Below are 20,143 nucleotides of genomic sequence, written 5' to 3' on the forward strand. Positions count from 1 at the left end.
CTCAACCTCTTTTGAATTTGTATCCGCCAAATACTATGGCGATATCTCCCTCTCTCCAAAAGATCGTTCTCCATACCACATAGTAGATATGAAACATGATCCAAACCAAAATAAAATACATTGTCAAATGATGCACATACCGCACATCCATTTTCGTACCTCCACAGACAGGTACTGTCCAATCAGTGACCAAATGTAGCATCCATGGCCACCAGGATCCTATACTACTCATTCCAGATTCCAGACCATGCACATAGAGTTGAAGTCCCGTTAGGAGCATCCAGGCTAAAAGTAGATGAAAAATAGTGAAATAGACCACATGAAAACTATCTTCATGACTGCTGTCAAATCTTTTTACACGATTGAGCGTGACGAGATTGATAAAAACCTCCCAAAACTCTTTTATGTTTTGAGCGTTAGGAATGAGTTTTTTAACAGGTTTTTCAAATCTGCTGAAAAAATAGAGATATGCAATGACGATAGAGCTTACATCAAAGATGATTGCCGCATAAAAGTGAATCCACCTATTCCATGCCATTACAAACTTTTGTACTGCCGGTTCACTGATCAGTGTTTGATAATAGGGATGGCCGATATAAAGGCCAGTGATGACTGCCGCTACCATACACAGAGCCACTACCCAGTGATTGAGACGCATAAAGAGCGTCATTCTTTTAACTTTTTGATACTTTTGTTTTTTCATCGCTGCCCCCTTAAATTGAGCAAGAGGTGTTCACTTTGAATTCACCTAGGCTTTTCCCCTTTGTATCTACGATATGAACTGCACATGCAATACATGGATCAAAGCTGTGAATGGTTCTTAAAATCTCCAACGGCTCCTCAGGTTTTGCCACTTTTGTACCGATTAAGCTTGCTTCATAAGCTCCCATTCTATTTTTATAGTCTCTTGGCGCAGCATTCCAAGTGGATGGCACAACCGCTTGATAGTTTTCCACTTTTCCATCTTTGATTTTTACCCAGTGACCAAGTGCTCCTCGTGGAGCTTCTTCAAGACCATACCCTTTTGCATCTTTACTTACATAATCAAAATCAAACTCTGTCCATGTTGAAAGGTCTCCTGCTGCCACATTACTTGCTAACTCATCAACCCAATCAAACATAATATCTGCCATCATTTCAGTCTCAATCGCTCTTGCTGCAGTTCGACCAACGGTTGAGAAGAGCACTTTTGCAGGAAGATTTGCATTTTTTAAGAATTTATTGACATATTCGCTGATTCTTTCATCTCCTTTTACATATCCTACAACCATTCTTGCAAGCGGACCAACCTCCACCCTTGTATCATCATATATAGGTGATTTTATCCAAGAATATTTTCCTTTGGTATCAAGATAGGCAATTCCTTTTTCCTTTTTACCAAATCCTGTATAGTTTGGAATAGTTTGCCCATCAAATGGATGAAGCGGCTTATCGCCATTATACCAAGAGTGCGTCACATCTTCAGCCACTTTTTCTTGATCAAACTCTTGATATTTTCCATCAATCACAAGTCCACTTGGGAAAAGAAGCTCAGATTTATAAAATCCATTGTCTTGTAGTCTAAATCCTCCATAGACAAGATAGTTCTTAAGTCCTGCTCCTGTTCCATCGAGTGCTTCATCACCATACATCGTTCCAGCCATATAGATATCAGGAAGGTATGCGCCTTTGATAAATCGAGTGAAACCTTTAAGCAAGTCTTTATACAGAGCAATTCGCGCAGGATTTTGAATATCTTGTACACATGTTACCCCACCAACTACAATACTTTGTGGGTGTGGGTTTTTTCCACCAAAAATAGCCATCATCTTTGCAGCGTCTCTTTGCAAATCAAGAGCTTGCAGATAATGCGTAACTGCCAAGAGATTTTGCTCAGGAGTTAGTTTATAGTGGGGATTGCCCCAGTATCCTTTGGCAAAAAGACCTAGCCGACCCTGTTTGACAAATTTTTTGAGTCGATCTTGCACCTCCTTAAACTTTGCACTATCTGCAACATATGGTGTGGTTCCAGCAGCATTTGCCCATTTTTTTGCTTCATCTACTGTCTTGGTTGGATCAGCTTCCAAAGCTTTTGTGATATCGACCCAGTCAAGGGCATGAAGATGATAAAAGTGCACCACATGGTCATGTAGATAGAGTGCCCCTTGGATAAGGTTTCTTACAAGCCTCGCGTTTTTTGGAATGGTCACACCAAAAGCGTGCTCTACTGCCTCGATACTTCTTTGATAATGCGTTCCTGTACATACCCCGCATATTCGCATAGCAAGTAAACCACAGTCTCTTGGATCGCGCCCTTTTAAAATCTCTTCAATTCCTCGAAACATTGTTGAAGAGCTATAAGCGTCTACTATTGTATTATTCTCATCGATAACAGCTTCAATACGCAAGTGCCCTTCTATTCTTGTTATAGGATCAACGACAATATGTTTAGTACCCATTACTCTTCTCCTTCACTTTTCTTACCTGCAATTGCACTTGCTGCCGCATGAATTGCAATGCCCACACCAGCAGCAGTCAAAAGACCCAGTCCAAACTCATCCACACTCTTTTCAACTCCCCCGCCAGGAGCCATTTTTATATTTGCGTCCGCCATTGGTCGTTCGTATGCATATTTGTCCCAAAATCCAGGCTCGCTGCACCCTATACATCCATGTCCTGAACCAATTGGCCAGTTTACGGATTCGTTATAGCGAACAATCGAACAGTTGTTGAATGTCATAGGACCTTTACATCCCATTTTGTAAAGGCAGAAGTTGTTTTTCGCACCTTCATCGCCCCACTCTTCGACGAACTCTCCTGCATCAAAGTGCGCCCTTCTTTCACAGTTATCGTGGATTCTGTATCCAAAAGCAAATTTTGGTCGAAGCAGTGAATCGAGCTCTGGAATTTGACCAGTAAGTACATAGTGTAAGATTACTCCGACCATATTTGCAGGATTTGCTGGACATGCTGGAATATTGATGATTGGTTTGTCATTAACGATATCCATGACGCCCACTGCACCGGTTGGATTTGGAGCAGCTGCTGGAACACCACCAAAAGTTGCACATGTTCCAACTGCAACTATCGCTGCTGCATCTTTGGCTACTCTTTTTAGGTGCTCTTCAAAAGTTTCACCACTTGCCCCAATCGTACACCACTCCCTACCAGGACCTACCGGAATAGCGCCTTCAACAAAAAGAAGATATTTTCCTTCAAAATGTTCCATCGCATCTTCAAGCTGCGCTTCTGCTTGATGTCCAGCTGCAGCCATAAGTGTCTCTTGAAATTCTAGTGAGATAATTTCTAAAATAATATCGTCCACCTTAGGTCCATCACTTCGTATAAAAGCTTCCGAGTTACCGGCACAATCTTGCAGTTCTATCCAAATTACAGGTACTCTCGTCATAAGTTCAGCAGCTTCTGCTACAAGAGGGGTAAAAGAGCTAGGAAGCATTAGCATTGCAGTAGTTGCACTCGCCCATTTTAAAAAGTCTCTTCTAGAAACTCCTTCATCTTCCAAAATCTCTTTAATGGAGATTTGGCGTAAAGGCTTCATTTTTTTAAGCTCTTCAAGTCTTGCTTTGCATTGCTCATAGAGTCTTGCATAGTAGGCTTCACCTCTGTTTGTCTCAACCCGGGCACTCTTAGTTGTAAAGAGCGAGCGAAGGTGTTCTCTATTCATTATCACTCCTTGATTGAATACTCATTCATTAATTGTACAATTTTCAACTTATAAGATTTTTAAATAATTATCACTTTTTACTAATTCTTCTATATTTTTGGGACTAAATTAATGAGTAGTACAGACGCTACATATATCAAAGCTGCGGAAGATTAACTCTGCAGTTTTTGTATCTTTTAGGCCTTGAATAGCTTTTCTCGCAACGCCTGGATATTCTTTAGTACCTTGCAAAAGGTTCCATTGTGTAGGTGTAATAATTTGATATTTGGCAATAGTTCCATTTTTAACCCATATTCTGTGTATCAAAGATCCTCTTGCAGCTTCAACTACTCCCATTCCATGACCATCTTTTTGTTTGTTATCAATATAAGAAGACTCGCTTAGGAGAATTGAATCGAGAAGCTGCTCTAATTTTTTCATAATGACATCAATCTCTACTACACGTGCAGCTATTCTTGTTACCAGAGCATCTTTAAAGCGTCTATGCAACTGCATTATAAGTGGATAACGTAAAAGTAGCATGCGTGCAAGTGGCCCGGTCTCATAAAATCTTCCTCGATACGTAACCGAAACATCAGTTTCTTTAATAAATTTAACAGAAATAGGTTTTATACTCGTTTTTAATATTTTTGCAGGTTTTACTAAGCTATTCTCTCCTAATACCACAAACCTGTCATAACTCTGCCCAACCGTAGAGTAAGTAATTAGTTTTCTCAATATATTTCCAAAGTCACTCTTTTCTTTCGATATATCTTTTAAATCGGTATAATTTTTAAAAAGTTGCAACTTAATAGTATCTTTTGCTTGTGCTAAATAATTTTTTGCTTGAAAAATTTCAATAGCTGTTGGATCACATGTTACTCCACCTGGCAACATATATGAATTATGGGGATACTGTCCACCAAACAGTGCAATTATTTTATTGATATTTACAATTGCAGGCTGTATTGTAAAAAAGTTTACATTGTCCAATAAAAATGGAGCAATAACGAGATAGAACCATTTTAAATGATTTTGCAAAATTTCACAAAATGTTGTAATTTCCCTAACTGTTTTTGCCTTTTGTGTCGGTATGATTCCAAATGCATTTTCTAAAGCTTCTACTGTAGCTCGAAGATGGGCATGTCCACAAATACCACATATCCTAGGATTTATAACAAGTGCATCAAGTGGATCTTTGCCTAATAACATTTTTTCGATACCACGATAGTGCAAAAACTCTATTTCAACATCTTCAATAATTGTTTCATTCCACTTATAGTGAAGATATACTTCTCCTTCGACTTTTTGTAAAATTTCAATCTTCATCAATAACTCTTTTATGCAGTCTTGGTATGTGAAAGCTTTTTGCAATTCCTGTAAGTGTTAAATAGGCTCGTTTTGGTACGCCTAGAGGCATTTTTACAGGTATCCCCATATGCGTTTTGGTTTTAAAGAGATTATTGGATGGAAATGTTGGCTCAGTACACCCAAAACAAGGAGTTCCAATACGTGTTTTTGAACTTACACCATTCCACAAAATTTTATTACAACTACCATGAGTAAAAGGAGCTTGACATCCCTGCTCATAAAAAAGACACCCCTCTTGTGTACCAAAACTTTTTGCATCAACTTTCCACTCAAAATACTCATTACGTGTACAGCCACTATGAACTGTATATCCATAGATCTCTTTTGGTCTTTGGAAAGTATCTTTTTTTACATTTTCACCATTTTTTATTGCTAAAAGTGCAAATGCTATCCATTCAGGATGTGCAGGGCACCCAGGAATATTTATAAGTTCAATTGAATCAATTTGCTTCTCTTTTGCAAAATTAATTCCTCTTTCACCAAGTATTCCACCATATACTGCACAACTGCCAATTGCTACAACATGCTTGGCTTGTTTTCTTAGTCTATGAAAAAGTTCAACAAAATTGCAACCACCCCTATCTATTTTGCCGTATGCACCCTCCACAACTAATATGTCAAAGGGCTCCTCAAAGTAACACAATTGTGTGATATGTAAGGGGGAAGGAAGAAGAGGATGGTATAAAAAAGTAATTTCATCTAAAAGCTGGGATAGTTGCTCGTAGTGTAAAAAAGAGTGAGTGTTTCCATTACAAGTGATACCCTGGAGCCAAATAGCTCTAGCCACTTTTTAAAGCCCTATAGATATTCTCAGCAACATCTTGCTGATAGAATGACAACTCATTTGGAAGCATTCCTTCACCTTTCAAGTAAGCCATCCCACCAAGATAACCCATAAAAAGTCCAAAAGCACTAAAGAAGTCTTGATCTTTTAATTCACCAGAGCTCACACCCTCTTCAAAGAGTATCATTATCTCTGTTACAAAAGGACTGACACAAACCATCCCCTCACATCCATCTTTGAAGATCTCTTTGTGTGAGAGATAGATACGTAAGAAATATTCAATAAGTTCTGAGCGCTTTTCAACCATCTCGAAATAAAATGCAACTATCTTTTCTATCTTTTCTTTTACGCTTATTGGCTCAAGATTAATCTGTCTTATCTGATTACCCAAAATTTTGGAGATATAGAGCATAAGCTCTTTGGCTAGAGCATCTTTGGAAGAGAAGTAGTTATAGAGATTTCCCACACTCATACCCATCTCTTTAGCAATATCTGATATGGTAATTTCGTAGTATCCTTTTTTTGCAAAAAGAGCCAAAGCCGTATCCATTATAGCCTGTTTTTTCTCTTCTTTTCTCTTTCGCATTACTTATTGCACTCCACTTGTATACTATATCCTTTTTTTACATATTTTTTACTAAGGACTTTATACCCTTTAGGACCGCATTGATAATCAGCTTTTTCTAAACAGAGATCATAATTATTGCCACACTCTAGGCTATACACACCACTACGTGGTTTGAATAGTTTTTGATTGAGTCGTACATGATGAAAGCATCCTGCAAAAAATATTACAATGAAAAGAAGAGAAACAATTTTTCTCATCTCTTATGCTCCGCAAAGGCTATCTCTTCAGCCCTTTTCAAGATCTCTTGTGCACCATTTTCTATCATGGATTGTGCTAACTCTTTGCCAAGATCACTATAGTTTTCAACATTTCCGATAATTTTATCTTTGAGAAGCTCTGAACCATCAGGCATACCTATCACTGCTTTGGTAATAATATCGCCATTGTCAAGAAGTTGCGCTCTCACACCAATAGGCACCTGGCATCCACCTTGCAATGTATCAACAAATTCTCGCTCAATTTCTGTTTCAATTTGTGATTTTTTATCATTCAAGGTCTTTACAACCTCCAAAACCTCTGGAACACACTCAATCCCTAAAGCAGCCTGCCCCATTGCTGGAATCATCAAATTTTCATCAATTTGCTTAACAAAACGTACACTTTCTAAAAATCCTAATCTCTTCAAACCAGCATACGCCAAAATAATAGCATCAAACTCTCCATTTTTGAGCTTTTTAATTCTTGTATCTACATTACCACGCAAGTCTTTAATCTGTAGATCGGGTCTATAGTGGAGTAGCTGCATACGGCGGCGCAGACTAGTAGTTCCTATAACAGCATTTGGAGGGAGATCTTCTATACTCTCATACTTTTCACTTAAAAAAGCATCATTGACTATTTCTCGTTTTGTCACTGCTCCAAGTATAAGCCCTTGAGGGAGTTGTGTAGGCACATCTTTGAGGCTATGCACCGCTAGGTGTGCATCTCCTCTGAGCATTGCATCTTCTAGTTCTTTTGTAAAAAGTCCCTTACCCCCAATAAGTGCTAGAGGAGTATCGAGAATCTTATCCCCTTTGGTCTTAAAAATTTGTAGCTCTACTTCATACCCCATATCTTCAAGGAGCGATTTTATATGATTTGATTGCCACAATGCAAGTTTACTCCCACGTGTTGCAATAATAAGTCTCATTTTTTACTCTTTGTTTTTATATTTTCTTTTGGAAGAAACTTTTTGTACTCCTCTCTTTTTGGATCATACTTGCCATCTACAAAAAGCGTAGGCGTTCCATGAATCATGAGATATTGGGATTTTTTTCTATCTTCATTAAGCTCTTGCACTACCCAAGGTTGATTGATCTGCTCTTTTGTTAGTTTTACTCCCAACTTTTTATCAAGCTCTTGTAAAACTTTGCTCTCATCATGCTCTTCATAGTTAAATTCTGTTTTATAGATTTTTTCAATAATATCTTTTTTTCCTTGCTTTTTGAGATAGATAATTGCTTTAGCAAGGGGTACAGAAGCTGGATGGAGTGACTGTATAGGGAGATGATAGTAGTAGAGTGCAAAAATATCTGGATATTTTTTCGCAACTTCAAAAAGTTCTGGTACAACTTCACGACAGAAAGGGCAGAGAGGATCACTAAAAACCACAAGTTTATGTTTAGCATCTTTATTCCCAAAGATATGATGTTTTTCATCATAAAAGCTCTTATCCAAGCTCAATACTATACGCTCTTTGAGGCTTCTATTTGTCTTGATATCTACAAGATCTGGAGCAACAAATCGATCTTTTACGAAAATAGTATCCCTTTGTGAGAGATTTTGCTCACTATCACCTCTTTTTATACCTATATTAAACGCAATGATATATGCATCCCAGCCCTTGAGACGACGCATTGGCTGCTTTTCAATAATCTTTACATCATATACTTTAAGATCTGGATTCTGGCTAAGTCCTCTTTTTACAAATTTAATAACATCTTTATCTGTAGCTGCACTCAGGCTCAAGCTCAAAGCTACACTAATGCTCAATAATCTCCACATCAATGACATTATCATCCTCCCTTTTCTTCTTAGATTTCAACTTTAAGATTTTTTTAGCAATAAATGTAGAAAAAACACCAAATTGCAAAAGCATTCCTATTATATCAGTAAAAAAGCCCGGAATTATTAAAAGAATAGCCCCTACAAGCATCGAGAGATTCATACTCTCAAACTCTTCAACAGTTATCTCACCATTTGCTAATGCTTGCATTGTTGCCATCATTTGAATATGCATATTGCGAATAATCCAAAATCCATAGACAGCACTTGCAACAATCTCTACAAAAGTCCAAAAAGGGCCTATTACACTAGCAATCTGCACTGATACAAAAGTTTCTATAAAGAGATAGAGCAAAAAATAGAGCAACGCTTCTTCCTCATACTTTTTTGAGAGTATAATATTTTTTGATTAATAAAGATGCTTCATCAACTCTTCGATAGTCTCTTCTTTTGGAACATCGAGTTTTTGAAGAGTTTTCCTGTCTACTAGCTGAACTTTACCCTCTTTAAGAGCTTTCCCAACAATCAGAGCATAGGGATAGCCAATAAGTTCAAAATCTTTGATTTTGGTACCAAATCTATCTGTTCTATCATCGAGGACTACTTCTACCCCTTTATCCAAAAGTTTTTGGTAAAGCTCTTCACCAAACTCTCTTTGCTCACTATCTTTTATGTTTGAAACAATTATGCATACTTTATAAGGAGCGATCTCTTTGGGCCAGATACAGCCTCGCTCATCATGGTTTTGCTCAATAGCAGCAGCTACAAGGCGGCTCACACCTATACCGTATGTACCCATTACAAAAGGTTTTGCTTTGCCATCTCTATCTAAAAATGTTGCATTCATTGCAGCGCTATAGCGAGTACCCAATTGAAAGATATGACCTACTTCGATACCTTTTGTAAGCTTCATCACTGCACCACACTCTGGACAGAGATCACCCTCTTTGACCTGGACAATATCAGCAAAAAGAGCCTCATCAAAGTGGGAAAGATCGGCCCCTATAAGATGGTAGTCTTTGCGATTACCACCGCAAATAAGTCCTTTGGCACCTTTGAGATCTTCATCAAGCACTATGCGACACTGCTGCTCATAGGGAGCTATAAATCCTGGAACAATGCCAGCTTCTTGTAGCTCCTCCTCACTTACATCAACAAGTTCATTTGCACCGATAGCATTGGCAGCTTTGATCTCTTGGAGTTCATCGCTTCCTCGTAAAAAGAAGATAACTATCTCTTCACTCTCATCATATATAGCCTTTTTTGCAACCGCTTTTACAAAATAGTAAGGATGGACTTTGAAAAAATCGCTGAGCTCTTCAATAGATGTAAGTCCAGGAGTATAGAAAGGTTCAAAATTGCTAAATTCAGGGGCTTCTGTTGGAGGCTTAGGCTTTTTACGCTTAGCAGCTTCTACATTGGCAGCATATTCACATGCACTACAGACTGCAATCATATCTTCACCACTATTCGCAATTACCATAAACTCTTTACTTGCACTCCCACCAATTGCACCAACATCTGCCTCAACTGCTCTAAAGGTGAGTCCAAGCCTTGTAAAAATCTTTTTATATGTCTCTTCCATGAGAGCATACTCTCTTTGCATATCTTCGATACTTTCATGAAAAGAGTATCCATCTTTCATGATAAACTCTCTCCCACGCAGCAACCCAAAGCGCGGTCTTGCTTCATCACGAAATTTGAGATTTATCTGATAGAGATTGAGAGGTAGCTGTTTATAGCTTGTCACTCTTCCTCGCACCAATGCTACCATCATCTCTTCATGCGTAGGTCCTAATACAAAGCAATTCTCCTTACGATCTTTAAACCGCAGGAGCTCTTTTCCATATTTTGCAAATCTTCCACTCTCTTCCCAAAGTTCACAAGGAGTTACAAATCCAAGCTGTACCTCTTGGCAACCCGCTTTATCAAGCTCTTCTTTGATAATTGATCGTATTTTGTCTAAAACTCTTTTACCAAAGGGGAGAAAGTTATAAATACCGCTTGCTACTTGATTAATAAAACCTCCACGGACTAAATAGATATGGCTTGGAAGGACTGCATCTTTTGGTGCCTCTTTGGTAGTTGGAACAAAAGCCTTGCTTAATCTCACTCTAACTCCTTAAATTCATATAATATTCACACTTATAGCGATTAAGTCCCACTTCATCTTCGATTTCGAAAAAAAACTTTATCGCCTCAACAATTGTATCAGCACTTGGCTCATCTGCTATGGACTTGAGTCTCTTTGTAGGGTCATGCAAAAATCTATTGAAAGCGTTATGCAAAAGTTTCTCTATATTTTTTTGCTGCTCTTTTGGAATAAACCCTTTTTTTATAGCTTTTTGCAACTCTGCAAGAGCAGCATCTTTAGCTTGTGCACGGATCTCTTTTATAATTGGCTCAATTTCAAGTGTTTGAAGCCATTTAAAAAACTCTTTCACATAGTGCCCAACAATTTTATATGCTTTACGTGCCTGCTCTTCGCGAAAAGCCATATTCTTTTCTACAATCTCTTTAAGATCATCCACTGCATAGATAGCAATATTTTCGATATTCATCTCTTCAATATCGCGTGGGATTGCCATATCAAACCAAAGCCTTGCAAAATCCCTCTTTTCAACCATATTTTTGGTAATAATCGGATCAGAAGAAGATGTTGCAGTAAAAAGTAGTCTATAACTATTTATGAGGCGAGAGAGCTCTTGTGTTGTTGCTACTTGTATGTTTTTATCAATCTCATATGCTATTTTTTTAGTTTTTTCCTCACTGCGTCCAACTAAAATAACATTACAACCATGTGTCAAGAGATGCTTTGCTGCAAGGGTTCCCATCTCTCCCGTTCCTATCACAAGTGCTGTAAACCCTCCCAGATTTCCAAGCCTATCTTTTGCCAATGCCACTGCAGCGCTTGCGACAGAAACGGGATTTTTTGAAATATCAGTAGATGTACGCACCTCTTTTGCACATTTAAAAGCATAGTGCATAACACGTCCTAGTTTTTGCGCACACCACCCTTTCTCATAAGCCTCTTTATAAGCATCTTTGAGTTGCCCTACAATTTGCGTTTCACCAACTACAAGACTATCAAGCCCACTTGCAACACTAAAGATATGGTGTACTGCACCATTATCCTCATAGACATCGGCTCTACCCTCAAGCTCTTCTATATTTATTCCAGAAACTTTTGCAAGAATTTCCAAAACCGATTCAGTGGATCTAAAAGGATCTTTTGAGCTAGCTATTATCTCAACTCTATTGCAAGTTGATAGAATAATTACCTCATTGATACTATCTTTTGTTAAGATCTCATCTGCTACGAAATTGCGTCTTTCCTCTTCACTGAGTGCAAGTTTTTCTCGTGTAACAATATCGGAGTTTTTATGTGAAAAGCTAATAACAAGATAGTGCATTAATATGTCCTCTCAATCAAGGAGCTCATAATCTCATGAAGCCTCTCATCCTCTTCATCCAGTATCGCCATTGCCTCTTTGCCAAGAATTCTTGCTTCTTCTTTTGTTCTTTCTAATGCTCCAGTAGCAGTAAACTTTTCTTTGAGCCAATCTTTTTCCTCTTCACTCAGATCTTTTTTAAATAGTTTTAAAAGCTTCTCTTTTTCATCAGCAGATAAAGCGTGGTAGAGGTAGATATAAGGAAGCGTACTTTTTCCTTCTTTGAGATCATGTAAAGCAGGCTTACCAAGCGTCGATGCATCTTGTGTAATATCGAGAATATCATCAACTATCTGAAAAGCAAGTCCCAAGTTTTTGCCATAAAGCCCATATTTTTCGCTCTCTTTGCCTGCCAAAATCGCAGCTGCTTTAGCGCTCGCTTCAATTAAAGATGCAGTTTTTTTATAAATCATATCAAAGTATACATCTTTATTGGTATTAAAACTCTTAGCAAGTTCTACATCTAAAAGCTCACCAAGACTAAGAAGTGTTACAGCATTGGAAACAATTTGGGGTATAGGATGAGGTAGTTTTGTCAATTCAAAAAAGGCTTTTGAATAGAGGATATCTCCCATCATAATAGCTGGCTTATTCCCAAAAATCGCATTAATAGAAGCAACACCTCTTCGCATCATTGCATCATCAATAACATCATCGTGCAAAAGGCTCGCTGCATGAATCATCTCTATAACAGCAGCTAAAAACTCTCCCTCTTTGCTAGGAACTATCTGCAAAATAAGTTTACTACGCAACATCTTCCCTGCAGGAATTTTTGCAAAAAGCTCTTGGACATACGCATCATCAAGATCTGCAATAAATGCCTCTATTATCTCTTTAACCCTCTCCAACGATCTTCCTTATTCACTTTGGCTCAAAATTTTCCCCATATATTCAATATAAAGAGAGTTTAGTTTATTTTCTAGTTCCTTTTTTTTGCTCTCATCATAAAGAACCTGCTGTACCTCTTTTTCTACATCAAACCCACATTTTTGCTCTATAATAAGCTCTAATGCGGCCATCCACTCCATAATGTTTTCAAGTTCTCCTTCAACTACGTTGCGATTAGCATGAAAAACAATATCTAAAAATCTACTTTTTGGTGTCCCGCCTAAAACATCATCATCTTCAAAATACATTTCTCCCTCCTTTATGCAATGTGTAGTATAGCAAATTTTTACCTTATGCGTTTTACTAAAACAAAGAGCAATGGGACTATCAAAAGATTAATTATTGTAGCCCAACCAATACCAAATCCAAGTGTCACAGCCATAGGTTGGAGTATAAGACTTTGTCCACTTGCAAAAAACATGAGTGTGGCTAGTCCTAAAATAGTTGTGATGGAAGTTAGCAGTATCGGACGTACACGAAGAGTTGCTCTTTTAATAACACACTCCAAGTTTGTACATTTTCTAATAAAATCAATCATAATAAGCCCATCATTTACCACAACCCCAGCAAGTCCTACAAGACCAAGGAGTCCTGGCATTGTTAGATTGAGTCCTAAGATACTATTTCCAATTAATACTCCCAATAAAGAAAGAGGAATAACACTCAAAACAATAAGCGAATACAAAACCGAATTAAACATCCAGACAAGTGCAGCAAAAATCAAAAAGACAGCAATAATAAATGCACGAATAATCTCTCGCATCAACTTTTTATTCTCTTTTTGCTCCCCTTTAATTTTTACACCAATACCTAATTTTCGAATTTTCTCTAAAATTGGGACAATACGCTCATAAAACTCTGCAGAGGTCAGCTTCTTTTTATCTAAAGATGCATAGACTGTGCGAATCTTTTTACCATTTTCTTTAATAATGTCATAGAAGTGTTCGATTGTTATAAACTGTGCTATATCCTGTAAACGCACTTTTTGCATACTATTTGGAACATCTATGAGAAGATCTTTAAAAGCCGAAAAATCATCTTTGCTCATTGATTGCAGCTTCACATAGATAAGCTTATTGTACTTAAACATCTTTGCAACTTCTGCATTGAGATATAAAGCTTGAAGATACTTTGCAAGATACCCCTCTGTAATACCAAGTTTCGCTGCATAGTCGTTGAGTTTGAGCTTGAGCTCTTTTTCACCCTCTTTTGCATCATCTGTTATATTATAAACCCCATCAATTTTTTGCATAGCTTCTTCTAACAGTTTGATAGCTTGTAAAACATCTTTTGGATGCTCATACTCCAAGCTTATTTCTATGTCACTCTTTACTATTCCAGCTTGTGGAACAACTACAGCAATCTCTTCAATAGGAGGATGTTTAAACTTTTGCACTAGTTTTTGCAGATCTTGGGCTATCTCTTTTGCACTCCGAGAGCGGAGCATATCACTACTATCATATTCAACAGAAAAAATGGGAGTTATGAATTTATCAACAAAATTTTGGGGCTTGAGCTCATGGAGATTCACAAAAATATGAAAAAGATTTGCACCTGTTTGTGCATTATTTTTCGCATCAAGTTTCATCCCTACAATTGCAGTCACGGAACTGACTTCATCTTTTTTCACGCTTTGCAAAATGGCCTGTTCCAAAGGCTTTAAAATCTTTTCTGTATCTTCTACATCATTATTGACATTCACGCGCCCTGTAATGTAAATTTGCGTAGTATCAAAGCTAGGAAAGAGTTGAAATTTTGTCTGCTTGAGCATTATAACTGTTGCAATAACAATACTACCTACTAAAAAAATAAGACTGAGATATTTTTTTTGCAATAAAAACGCAAGTACTTTTGCGTAGAATGTATAAATCTTATGCCAAAAAGAGCCACTTTCTCTCTTTTTTGTCACACGTAAAAAATCTTTAGCATGGAGTGGCAAAAAATAGAATGCTTCAAATAAAGAACTTAAAAGTAAAATAGAGATAATCACAGGGAGTATCTTTATAAAAGCTCCCATTTCACCACTAATAATTAAAAGGGGCAAAAATGCAAAGATCGTTGTCGAAGTAGCAGTAAGGACTGCAGGAAACATCTCCAAAGCCCCATTAATGGCAGCAATTTTTGGATCGTCTCCATTTTCTAAATGCCTATAGATATTTTCAGCAACAACAATCGCTTCATCTACAAGCATTCCCAAAGCAATAAGAGCTCCAAAGAGTGAGAGCATATTGAGGCTATAACCAAGAAACTCTAAAGATATGAGCCCAATCATAAAGCTAACAGGAATTCCCATTCCTACAACAATGGCTATTCGCCAATCCACAGTTAATAGCAAGGCTGTAAAAACCAAAATGAGACCAAAGAAAAGATTGGATGTAACAGTATTGAGTCGATTGCGAATCCAGATAGAAGTATCAGTATAAACTTTAAACTCAAATCCCGGATACGCTTTTTCATATTTGTGCAATATCTGCTTAATCTTTTTTACAAGCTCTATTGCATTGCCATTTTTTGTTTTAGTTACATTGATAGAAATATTTGGCTTGCCATTAAAGTGTGAGAGCATTTGAGGATCACTCAAAGTAAACTCAACTTTTGCAATATCAGCAAGCCTCACATTTTTAGAGCCTATTTTTAAAATGAGATTTCGTAGCTCTTCTATCCTCTTTTTCCCGTTTTCTGTGGTGAGAAAGAAATGATCTCCTCTTTGCTGAATCGAGCCTATAGGAAAGATTGTAGCAATTTGCTGAATGAGTTCAGCAATTTGAGTGGTATTAAGATGCAAAGCATCTATTTTTTTCTTTAATAGTTTAATTTGTAGTTCATCTTCTCGCCATCCTCTAATATCTATATCGCTCAGCTCTTTAATTGAACTAAGCTCACTTTTAAGCTTATCTGCAACATCCAAAAGCTCTCGTGTATCCTCTTTTGTAGCAATTGCTATGAGTACTAGAGGAAAACTCTTTTTTAAAATTGTAGCTGTAGGCTCATCCATATCTGGAGGGAGATCTTTTTTTATTTTAGCAATCTTATCTTTTACATCATTGAGTACTATGAGATTATCTGCCCCCTCTTTGATATCTGATATGATAGTAAAACGCCCGTTTTTAACAATCGCATCAATATCACTGAGATTTTGTACATTTTTGAGTTCATCTTCAAGATTTTCTACAACCATTTTGTCAAGTGTCTGCGCACTTGCCCCGCTATATCCACCAGTAATGAAAATCTTATCCAAAGTAATGGGTGGAAAAATCTCTTTTGGAACATTTTGATATGCAAAAATAGAAAGAATAAATATCAATAATAAAAAAATATGATTAAGCGCAGCTTTTTCAATAGCAAACTCTAAAAATTTTCTCATCAATTTCCTTAAAACATCGTATCTAGAACTTGATTTTTGTAGCGTTCATATTCGAGTTGTTGGCGCAAAAGTCTATTTTCCTCTTTGAGAATTTCATAGTTATCAAGAAGTGTATTGATAGTGCGGCTTTTATAGTAGATCTGATTGCTTAAATAGATTTTTGGAAAAATAAGTGCTATGATGAGAACTACACTGAGTATAACAAGAATAAAAAAAGTGCCATCAAGCTCTTTTTTACTACTTATTTCATCAATGGAATCGAGAAGTTCTTTTTTTTCTACTTTTTCCATACTACTCCTTAAACTTAAATACACGCAGCTTTGCACTGCGACTACGAGGATTTTTCATTATCTCCTCTTTTGTTGCTGTTATCGGTTTTTTTGTCAATATTGTACCAAGTGCTCTATCACCTCCACACTCGCAACGTAAAGCCTCTGGAGGACATATACATTTTTGCGCCCATTTTTTAAATCTGTTTTTTACTATACGATCCTCCAGAGAGTGAAATGTAATAATAGCAACTTTTGCACCTTTTGGTTTTGCTTTTTCCAATGCATCTAAGAGACCTTCTAACTCCTCGAGCTCCTTGTTAACTTCGATGCGAATTGCTTGAAAGATTGTCGTAGCAGGATGAATCTTTTTTGTGCGTGGAACTAAATGCTCTATGAGCGTTTTAAGCTCTTTTGCACTTTTTATTGGTCTATGTTTTACAACCTCTCCCGCAATTTTCCACGCATTTTTTACCTCTCCATACTCTTGTAAAATCTTTGCTAGATCTTCTTTGCTATATTCATTGACCACTTCATACGCACTCAGTGCAGCGCTCTTATCCATACGCATATCAAGCACATCACTCTCTAGGCTAAAACCCCGCTCTTTTTTATCCAACTGCAATGAAGATACTCCAATATCAGCCAAAACCCCTTTAATTTCCATTGTTTGCAAAATCTCTTCAATTTTTTGTGAAAATGCACCTCGTACAATTTTTACTCTTTCTTTAAAAGGCTGCAGACGTTTCACAGAAAATGCAATTGCCTCTTCATCCCTGTCAATGCCAACAATTTCACTTTGAGGATTATTTTGTAAAATAGCATAGGAGTGGCCTGCATAGCCAAGCGTGGCATCTACAATCCAACCCTGCGTATCTTTAAAGACTTCAACTACTTCATCTAAAAGCACCGGAATATGTGGAGATTGCATCATAGACTCTTTACTATCTCATAAACACTATCTATCATCATATCAATCTCATCAAAAGTTATTACATAAGGAGGCATAAAATAAATCACATTGCCAAGTGGTCTGACAAAAACTCCTCTTTTAAGAGCTTCTTGATTAATGCGCAGCCCTATCCTCTCTTGTGGCTTATATCCTTGCAACTCTATGGCTGCTATCATACCCTGTTGGCGTACATCTTTCACACAGGATAGTTCTTGAAACGGAGCTATTTTTTGTGCAATGTAATCAATTTTTATACGGTTTTTAGTAATTACATCATCATTTTCAAAAATATCAAGCGTAGCATTAGCAGCTGCACATGCTAAAGCATTCCCTGTATAACTATGTGAATGTAAAAAGGCTTTATATTCATTGTAATCACAATAAAACATTTCATATACTCTATCGGAAGTTAGCACCACTGAGAGCGGTAGATATCCTCCTGTAAGGCCTTTTGACAGACACATAAAGTCTGGTTTGATACCGGCTTGCTCACAAGCAAAGAGTGTTCCAGTTCTTCCAAACCCCACTGCAATTTCATCGGCAATGAAAAATATATCATACTTTTCACACAACTCTTTGGCAAGTTTGAGAAATATTGGATGATACATATGCATATACCCAGCACACTGCACCAAAGGCTCTACAATAAAAGCACTAATCTCTTTGTGTCGCTGCTCAAAAAGCTTTTCTAACTCTTGAGCTGCTTGGATTGCTGCTTCTTCGGTTCTATCTTTTGGAACGGGGGTTTGCAAAGTATGTATCATAATCTCTTTGTAAGTCTCTTTATAGAGCTCCACATCTCCTACTGCTAGCGCACCTAACGTCTCACCATGGTAGCTATTAGTAAGTGAGACAAAATATGGTCTTGTCTCACCTCTGTTCTTAAAATAGTGAAAGCTCATCTTTAAAGCTACCTCAATTGCACTACTTCCATTATCTGCATAGAAACATTTCTCTAATCCACTCAGTAAACAGAGACGCTCAGAGAGCCTTACTATTTGCTCATGTGTAAATCCCGCAAAAATGACATGTTCAAGCTGTTGGAGCTGCTCATTGATTTTTGTATTAATATACTCATTACTATGACCAAAAAGATTGACCCACCAGCTACTGATGCTATCAATGTAGCGATTATCTTCAAAATCATAGAGATACACCCCTTTTGCTCGCTTGATGGGGATAATAGGAATTGCTTCATGATCTTTCATCTGTGTACATGGATGCCAAATATGCTTGAGATCTCTTTGCATAAGCTCCTGGTTGGTCATAAACGGCCTTTATTGTGAATTAATCACTTTTTAACTACAATATTTCCTCAAAATTATACAAAGGTTGGCTTATGATTAGCTGGATGCAAAAACATAAAAAATATCTTGTAATAACGATTTGGATAAGTACAATAGCATTCGTTGGAGCGGGATTTGTTGGATGGGGGGCATACAAGTATGGCTCTAGTGGTGATACTATGGTAGAAGTTGGTGATACAAAAGTGACTATCAAAGAGTTTCAAAACAGATACTCACAACTTTATAACTATTACAACCAACTTTTAGGCGGCAAGCTCGATCAACAAAAAGCAAAAGAGATGGGCATAGATAAAGCAGCTTTCGATGCACTTATCAAAGAAGCACTTCTCATCAATTACGCTAAGGATCATGGTCTTATGGTAACAGATGAAGAGGTAGCTAAAAAAATAGCATCAATGCAAGTATTTCAGCGTGATGGTCACTTTGACAAAGAGCTCTATATCAATGTCCTCAAGCAAAACCATATGCGCCCTAAAGATTTTGAGCAAAGTATAAAAAAAGATCTTCTTTTAGAAAAGATTAAAGCTGTATTCAAACCAAAACTTCTACCACTAGAGTTTGATACCGCAAGCGCAGCACTCTTTATGGGAGATAAAATTGCATACAAACCTCTTACAAGTAACGATATCAATATAAGTTATACACAAAAAGAGCTCAAAAACTACTACAATGAACATAAAGACAACTACCAAACACCTACACACTATAAACTTGCAGTAGTTGAAGTAACACCACAAGATGTCACAATAGATGAAGCAAAACTTCAAGAGTATTATCAAGCACATCGCATCCAATATAAAGATAGTAGTGGGAAGATTATGAAATTTGAAGATGCAAAACCGCTTGTTGAGCGTGACTATAGATTGAAACTTGCAAAAAAAGAGGCTCTTAAAAAATATATTGCTCTTAAAAAAGGAAAAATCAAACCGCAAAAAAGTATAGAAATTACAGATACAAATACTACACTACCCCCAACTTTTATGGAAAAACTTAAACTAGCTCAAAGTGGTAAAGTCTTCAAGCCAATTATTATAGGTGAAAAATATCTCATAATTAAATTAGATAACAAAAAATTACCACAGCCAATGAGCTTTGAAGAGGCAAAAGCGTTAGTACAAAAAGATTTTGAAAAAGAGTTGCGCTCCAAAAAGCTTATAGAAACAGCACAAAAACTCGCTAAAACTTTCAAAGGGATTGAAATAAATAGTTTCATTTGCAGAGACGATGTAAATAAGATTAAAGCTTTAGAGAGCACAGAAGCTGCTACATTTCTTAAAAAACTCTTCACACAAAAAGAGGGAGAAGGGTTTATTCAATTGAGTGATGAGAAAGTGGTCTTATATAGAATTTTAGATCAAAAACTGCACATGCCAAAAAAAATAGATAAAAACAGAGCCCTTATTACCGATAATACTATTAAGCTCAAAGAGCTTCTAGAGTCACAAAGAATTTTGAATATACTGCAAAAGCTTTATGAAATAAAAGTATATAAAGGAATATAG

Annotated in this window: 19 protein-coding genes; 1 reads left to right on the forward strand and 18 read right to left on the reverse strand. The window is 37.0% G+C overall.

What is annotated here, in order from left to right; translation table 11 throughout:
- Position 1 precedes the first annotated feature (1 nt).
- From JG738_RS06280 to JG738_RS06365, 18 genes are all read right to left on the reverse strand, one after another.
- Positions 2 to 703, reverse strand: a complete 702-nt coding sequence (locus JG738_RS06280; protein ID WP_201337074.1) for a cytochrome b/b6 domain-containing protein — start codon at positions 701 to 703, stop codon at positions 2 to 4.
- Positions 704 to 713: 10 nt separating this feature from the next.
- Complete coding sequence (locus JG738_RS06285; RefSeq protein ID WP_201337075.1) at positions 714 to 2,438, reverse strand: nickel-dependent hydrogenase large subunit; 1,725 nt, start codon at positions 2,436 to 2,438, stop codon at positions 714 to 716.
- Positions 2,438 to 3,664 (reverse strand): hydrogenase small subunit, encoded by a 1,227-nt coding sequence (locus JG738_RS06290; protein ID WP_201337076.1) that lies wholly within the window; start codon positions 3,662 to 3,664, stop codon positions 2,438 to 2,440. Before JG738_RS06290 ends, JG738_RS06285 begins: the two co-directional genes overlap by 1 nt.
- Before the next feature lie 108 nt (positions 3,665 to 3,772).
- On the reverse strand, positions 3,773 to 4,972 hold the full coding sequence (locus tag JG738_RS06295; protein WP_201337077.1) for a nickel-dependent hydrogenase large subunit: 1,200 nt from the start codon (positions 4,970 to 4,972) through the stop codon (positions 3,773 to 3,775).
- Positions 4,962 to 5,801: a hydrogenase gene (locus JG738_RS06300; RefSeq protein WP_201337078.1), complete on the reverse strand. Its 840-nt coding sequence runs from the start codon at positions 5,799 to 5,801 to the stop codon at positions 4,962 to 4,964. The genes JG738_RS06295 and JG738_RS06300 overlap by 11 nt, the downstream gene beginning before the upstream one ends.
- Complete coding sequence (locus JG738_RS06305; protein ID WP_084276049.1) at positions 5,794 to 6,384, reverse strand: TetR/AcrR family transcriptional regulator; 591 nt, start codon at positions 6,382 to 6,384, stop codon at positions 5,794 to 5,796. Before JG738_RS06305 ends, JG738_RS06300 begins: the two co-directional genes overlap by 8 nt.
- Entirely contained in the window at positions 6,384 to 6,623 is a 240-nt protein-coding gene (locus JG738_RS06310; RefSeq protein ID WP_201337079.1) for a hypothetical protein, read from the reverse strand. Before JG738_RS06310 ends, JG738_RS06305 begins: the two co-directional genes overlap by 1 nt.
- The gene (gene hemC / locus JG738_RS06315) at positions 6,620 to 7,555 is read right to left on the reverse strand and encodes a hydroxymethylbilane synthase (RefSeq protein WP_201337080.1); all 936 of its coding nucleotides are present in this window, start codon (positions 7,553 to 7,555) and stop codon (positions 6,620 to 6,622) included. The genes JG738_RS06310 and hemC overlap by 4 nt, the downstream gene beginning before the upstream one ends.
- A complete protein-coding gene (locus JG738_RS06320) occupies positions 7,552 to 8,397 on the reverse strand; it encodes a thioredoxin domain-containing protein (RefSeq protein WP_201340463.1) in 846 nt (281 codons plus the stop codon). The genes hemC and JG738_RS06320 overlap by 4 nt, the downstream gene beginning before the upstream one ends.
- Positions 8,387 to 8,776 carry an FxsA family protein gene (locus JG738_RS06325; RefSeq protein ID WP_201337082.1) on the reverse strand — a complete coding sequence of 130 codons (390 nt, stop codon included), beginning with the start codon at positions 8,774 to 8,776 and terminating at the stop codon, positions 8,387 to 8,389. Before JG738_RS06325 ends, JG738_RS06320 begins: the two co-directional genes overlap by 11 nt.
- A 42-nt stretch (positions 8,777 to 8,818) precedes the next feature.
- Positions 8,819 to 10,522 carry a proline--tRNA ligase gene (locus tag JG738_RS06330; protein ID WP_201337083.1) on the reverse strand — a complete coding sequence of 568 codons (1,704 nt, stop codon included), beginning with the start codon at positions 10,520 to 10,522 and terminating at the stop codon, positions 8,819 to 8,821.
- A gap of 1 nt (position 10,523) precedes the next feature.
- On the reverse strand, positions 10,524 to 11,822 hold the full coding sequence (hemA, locus tag JG738_RS06335; protein ID WP_201337084.1) for a glutamyl-tRNA reductase: 1,299 nt from the start codon (positions 11,820 to 11,822) through the stop codon (positions 10,524 to 10,526).
- On the reverse strand, positions 11,822 to 12,709 hold the full coding sequence (locus tag JG738_RS06340) for a polyprenyl synthetase family protein (RefSeq protein ID WP_201337085.1): 888 nt from the start codon (positions 12,707 to 12,709) through the stop codon (positions 11,822 to 11,824). The genes hemA and JG738_RS06340 overlap by 1 nt, the downstream gene beginning before the upstream one ends.
- A 9-nt stretch (positions 12,710 to 12,718) precedes the next feature.
- A complete protein-coding gene (locus tag JG738_RS06345) occupies positions 12,719 to 12,997 on the reverse strand; it encodes a DUF2018 family protein (RefSeq protein ID WP_201337086.1) in 279 nt (92 codons plus the stop codon).
- A gap of 38 nt (positions 12,998 to 13,035) precedes the next feature.
- Complete coding sequence (locus tag JG738_RS06350) at positions 13,036 to 16,113, reverse strand: efflux RND transporter permease subunit (RefSeq protein ID WP_201337087.1); 3,078 nt, start codon at positions 16,111 to 16,113, stop codon at positions 13,036 to 13,038.
- An 8-nt stretch (positions 16,114 to 16,121) separates the two neighbouring features.
- Positions 16,122 to 16,403 carry a hypothetical protein gene (locus JG738_RS06355; protein ID WP_201337088.1) on the reverse strand — a complete coding sequence of 94 codons (282 nt, stop codon included), beginning with the start codon at positions 16,401 to 16,403 and terminating at the stop codon, positions 16,122 to 16,124.
- Position 16,404: 1 nt separating this feature from the next.
- Positions 16,405 to 17,313 (reverse strand): 16S rRNA (cytosine(1402)-N(4))-methyltransferase RsmH, encoded by a 909-nt coding sequence (rsmH, locus tag JG738_RS06360; protein WP_201337089.1) that lies wholly within the window; start codon positions 17,311 to 17,313, stop codon positions 16,405 to 16,407.
- A complete protein-coding gene (locus JG738_RS06365) occupies positions 17,313 to 18,602 on the reverse strand; it encodes an adenosylmethionine--8-amino-7-oxononanoate transaminase (RefSeq protein WP_201337090.1) in 1,290 nt (429 codons plus the stop codon). The genes rsmH and JG738_RS06365 overlap by 1 nt, the downstream gene beginning before the upstream one ends.
- 71 nt (positions 18,603 to 18,673) lie before the next feature.
- On the opposite strand from JG738_RS06365, the gene JG738_RS06370 reads away from it, so the two are divergent.
- Positions 18,674 to 20,143: a peptidylprolyl isomerase gene (locus JG738_RS06370; RefSeq protein ID WP_201337091.1), complete on the forward strand. Its 1,470-nt coding sequence runs from the start codon at positions 18,674 to 18,676 to the stop codon at positions 20,141 to 20,143.

It is taken from the genome of Nitratiruptor sp. YY08-26 (assembly GCF_016593215.1).
Lineage (GTDB): Bacteria > Campylobacterota > Campylobacteria > Campylobacterales > Nitratiruptoraceae > Nitratiruptor > Nitratiruptor tergarcus.

Bases quoted from the DNA above. Each gene is read 5' to 3' on its own strand.
- JG738_RS06280 (WP_201337074.1), bottom strand. From the start codon at position 703: ATGAAAAAACAAAAGTATCAAAAAGTTAAAAGAATGACGCTCTTTATG.
- JG738_RS06285 (WP_201337075.1), bottom strand. From the start codon at position 2,438: ATGGGTACTAAACATATTGTCGTTGATCCTATAACAAGAATAGAAGGG.
- JG738_RS06290 (WP_201337076.1), bottom strand. From the start codon at position 3,664: ATGAATAGAGAACACCTTCGCTCGCTCTTTACAACTAAGAGTGCCCGG.
- JG738_RS06295 (WP_201337077.1), bottom strand. From the start codon at position 4,972: ATGAAGATTGAAATTTTACAAAAAGTCGAAGGAGAAGTATATCTTCAC.
- JG738_RS06305 (WP_084276049.1), bottom strand. From the start codon at position 6,384: ATGCGAAAGAGAAAAGAAGAGAAAAAACAGGCTATAATGGATACGGCT.
- JG738_RS06310 (WP_201337079.1), bottom strand. From the start codon at position 6,623: ATGAGAAAAATTGTTTCTCTTCTTTTCATTGTAATATTTTTTGCAGGA.
- hemC (WP_201337080.1), bottom strand. From the start codon at position 7,555: ATGAGACTTATTATTGCAACACGTGGGAGTAAACTTGCATTGTGGCAA.
- hemA (WP_201337084.1), bottom strand. From the start codon at position 11,822: ATGCACTATCTTGTTATTAGCTTTTCACATAAAAACTCCGATATTGTT.
- JG738_RS06345 (WP_201337086.1), bottom strand. From the start codon at position 12,997: ATGTATTTTGAAGATGATGATGTTTTAGGCGGGACACCAAAAAGTAGA.
- JG738_RS06350 (WP_201337087.1), bottom strand. From the start codon at position 16,113: ATGAGAAAATTTTTAGAGTTTGCTATTGAAAAAGCTGCGCTTAATCAT.
- JG738_RS06355 (WP_201337088.1), bottom strand. From the start codon at position 16,403: ATGGAAAAAGTAGAAAAAAAAGAACTTCTCGATTCCATTGATGAAATA.
- rsmH (WP_201337089.1), bottom strand. From the start codon at position 17,313: ATGCAATCTCCACATATTCCGGTGCTTTTAGATGAAGTAGTTGAAGTC.
- JG738_RS06365 (WP_201337090.1), bottom strand. From the start codon at position 18,602: ATGACCAACCAGGAGCTTATGCAAAGAGATCTCAAGCATATTTGGCAT.
- JG738_RS06370 (WP_201337091.1), top strand. From the start codon at position 18,674: ATGATTAGCTGGATGCAAAAACATAAAAAATATCTTGTAATAACGATT.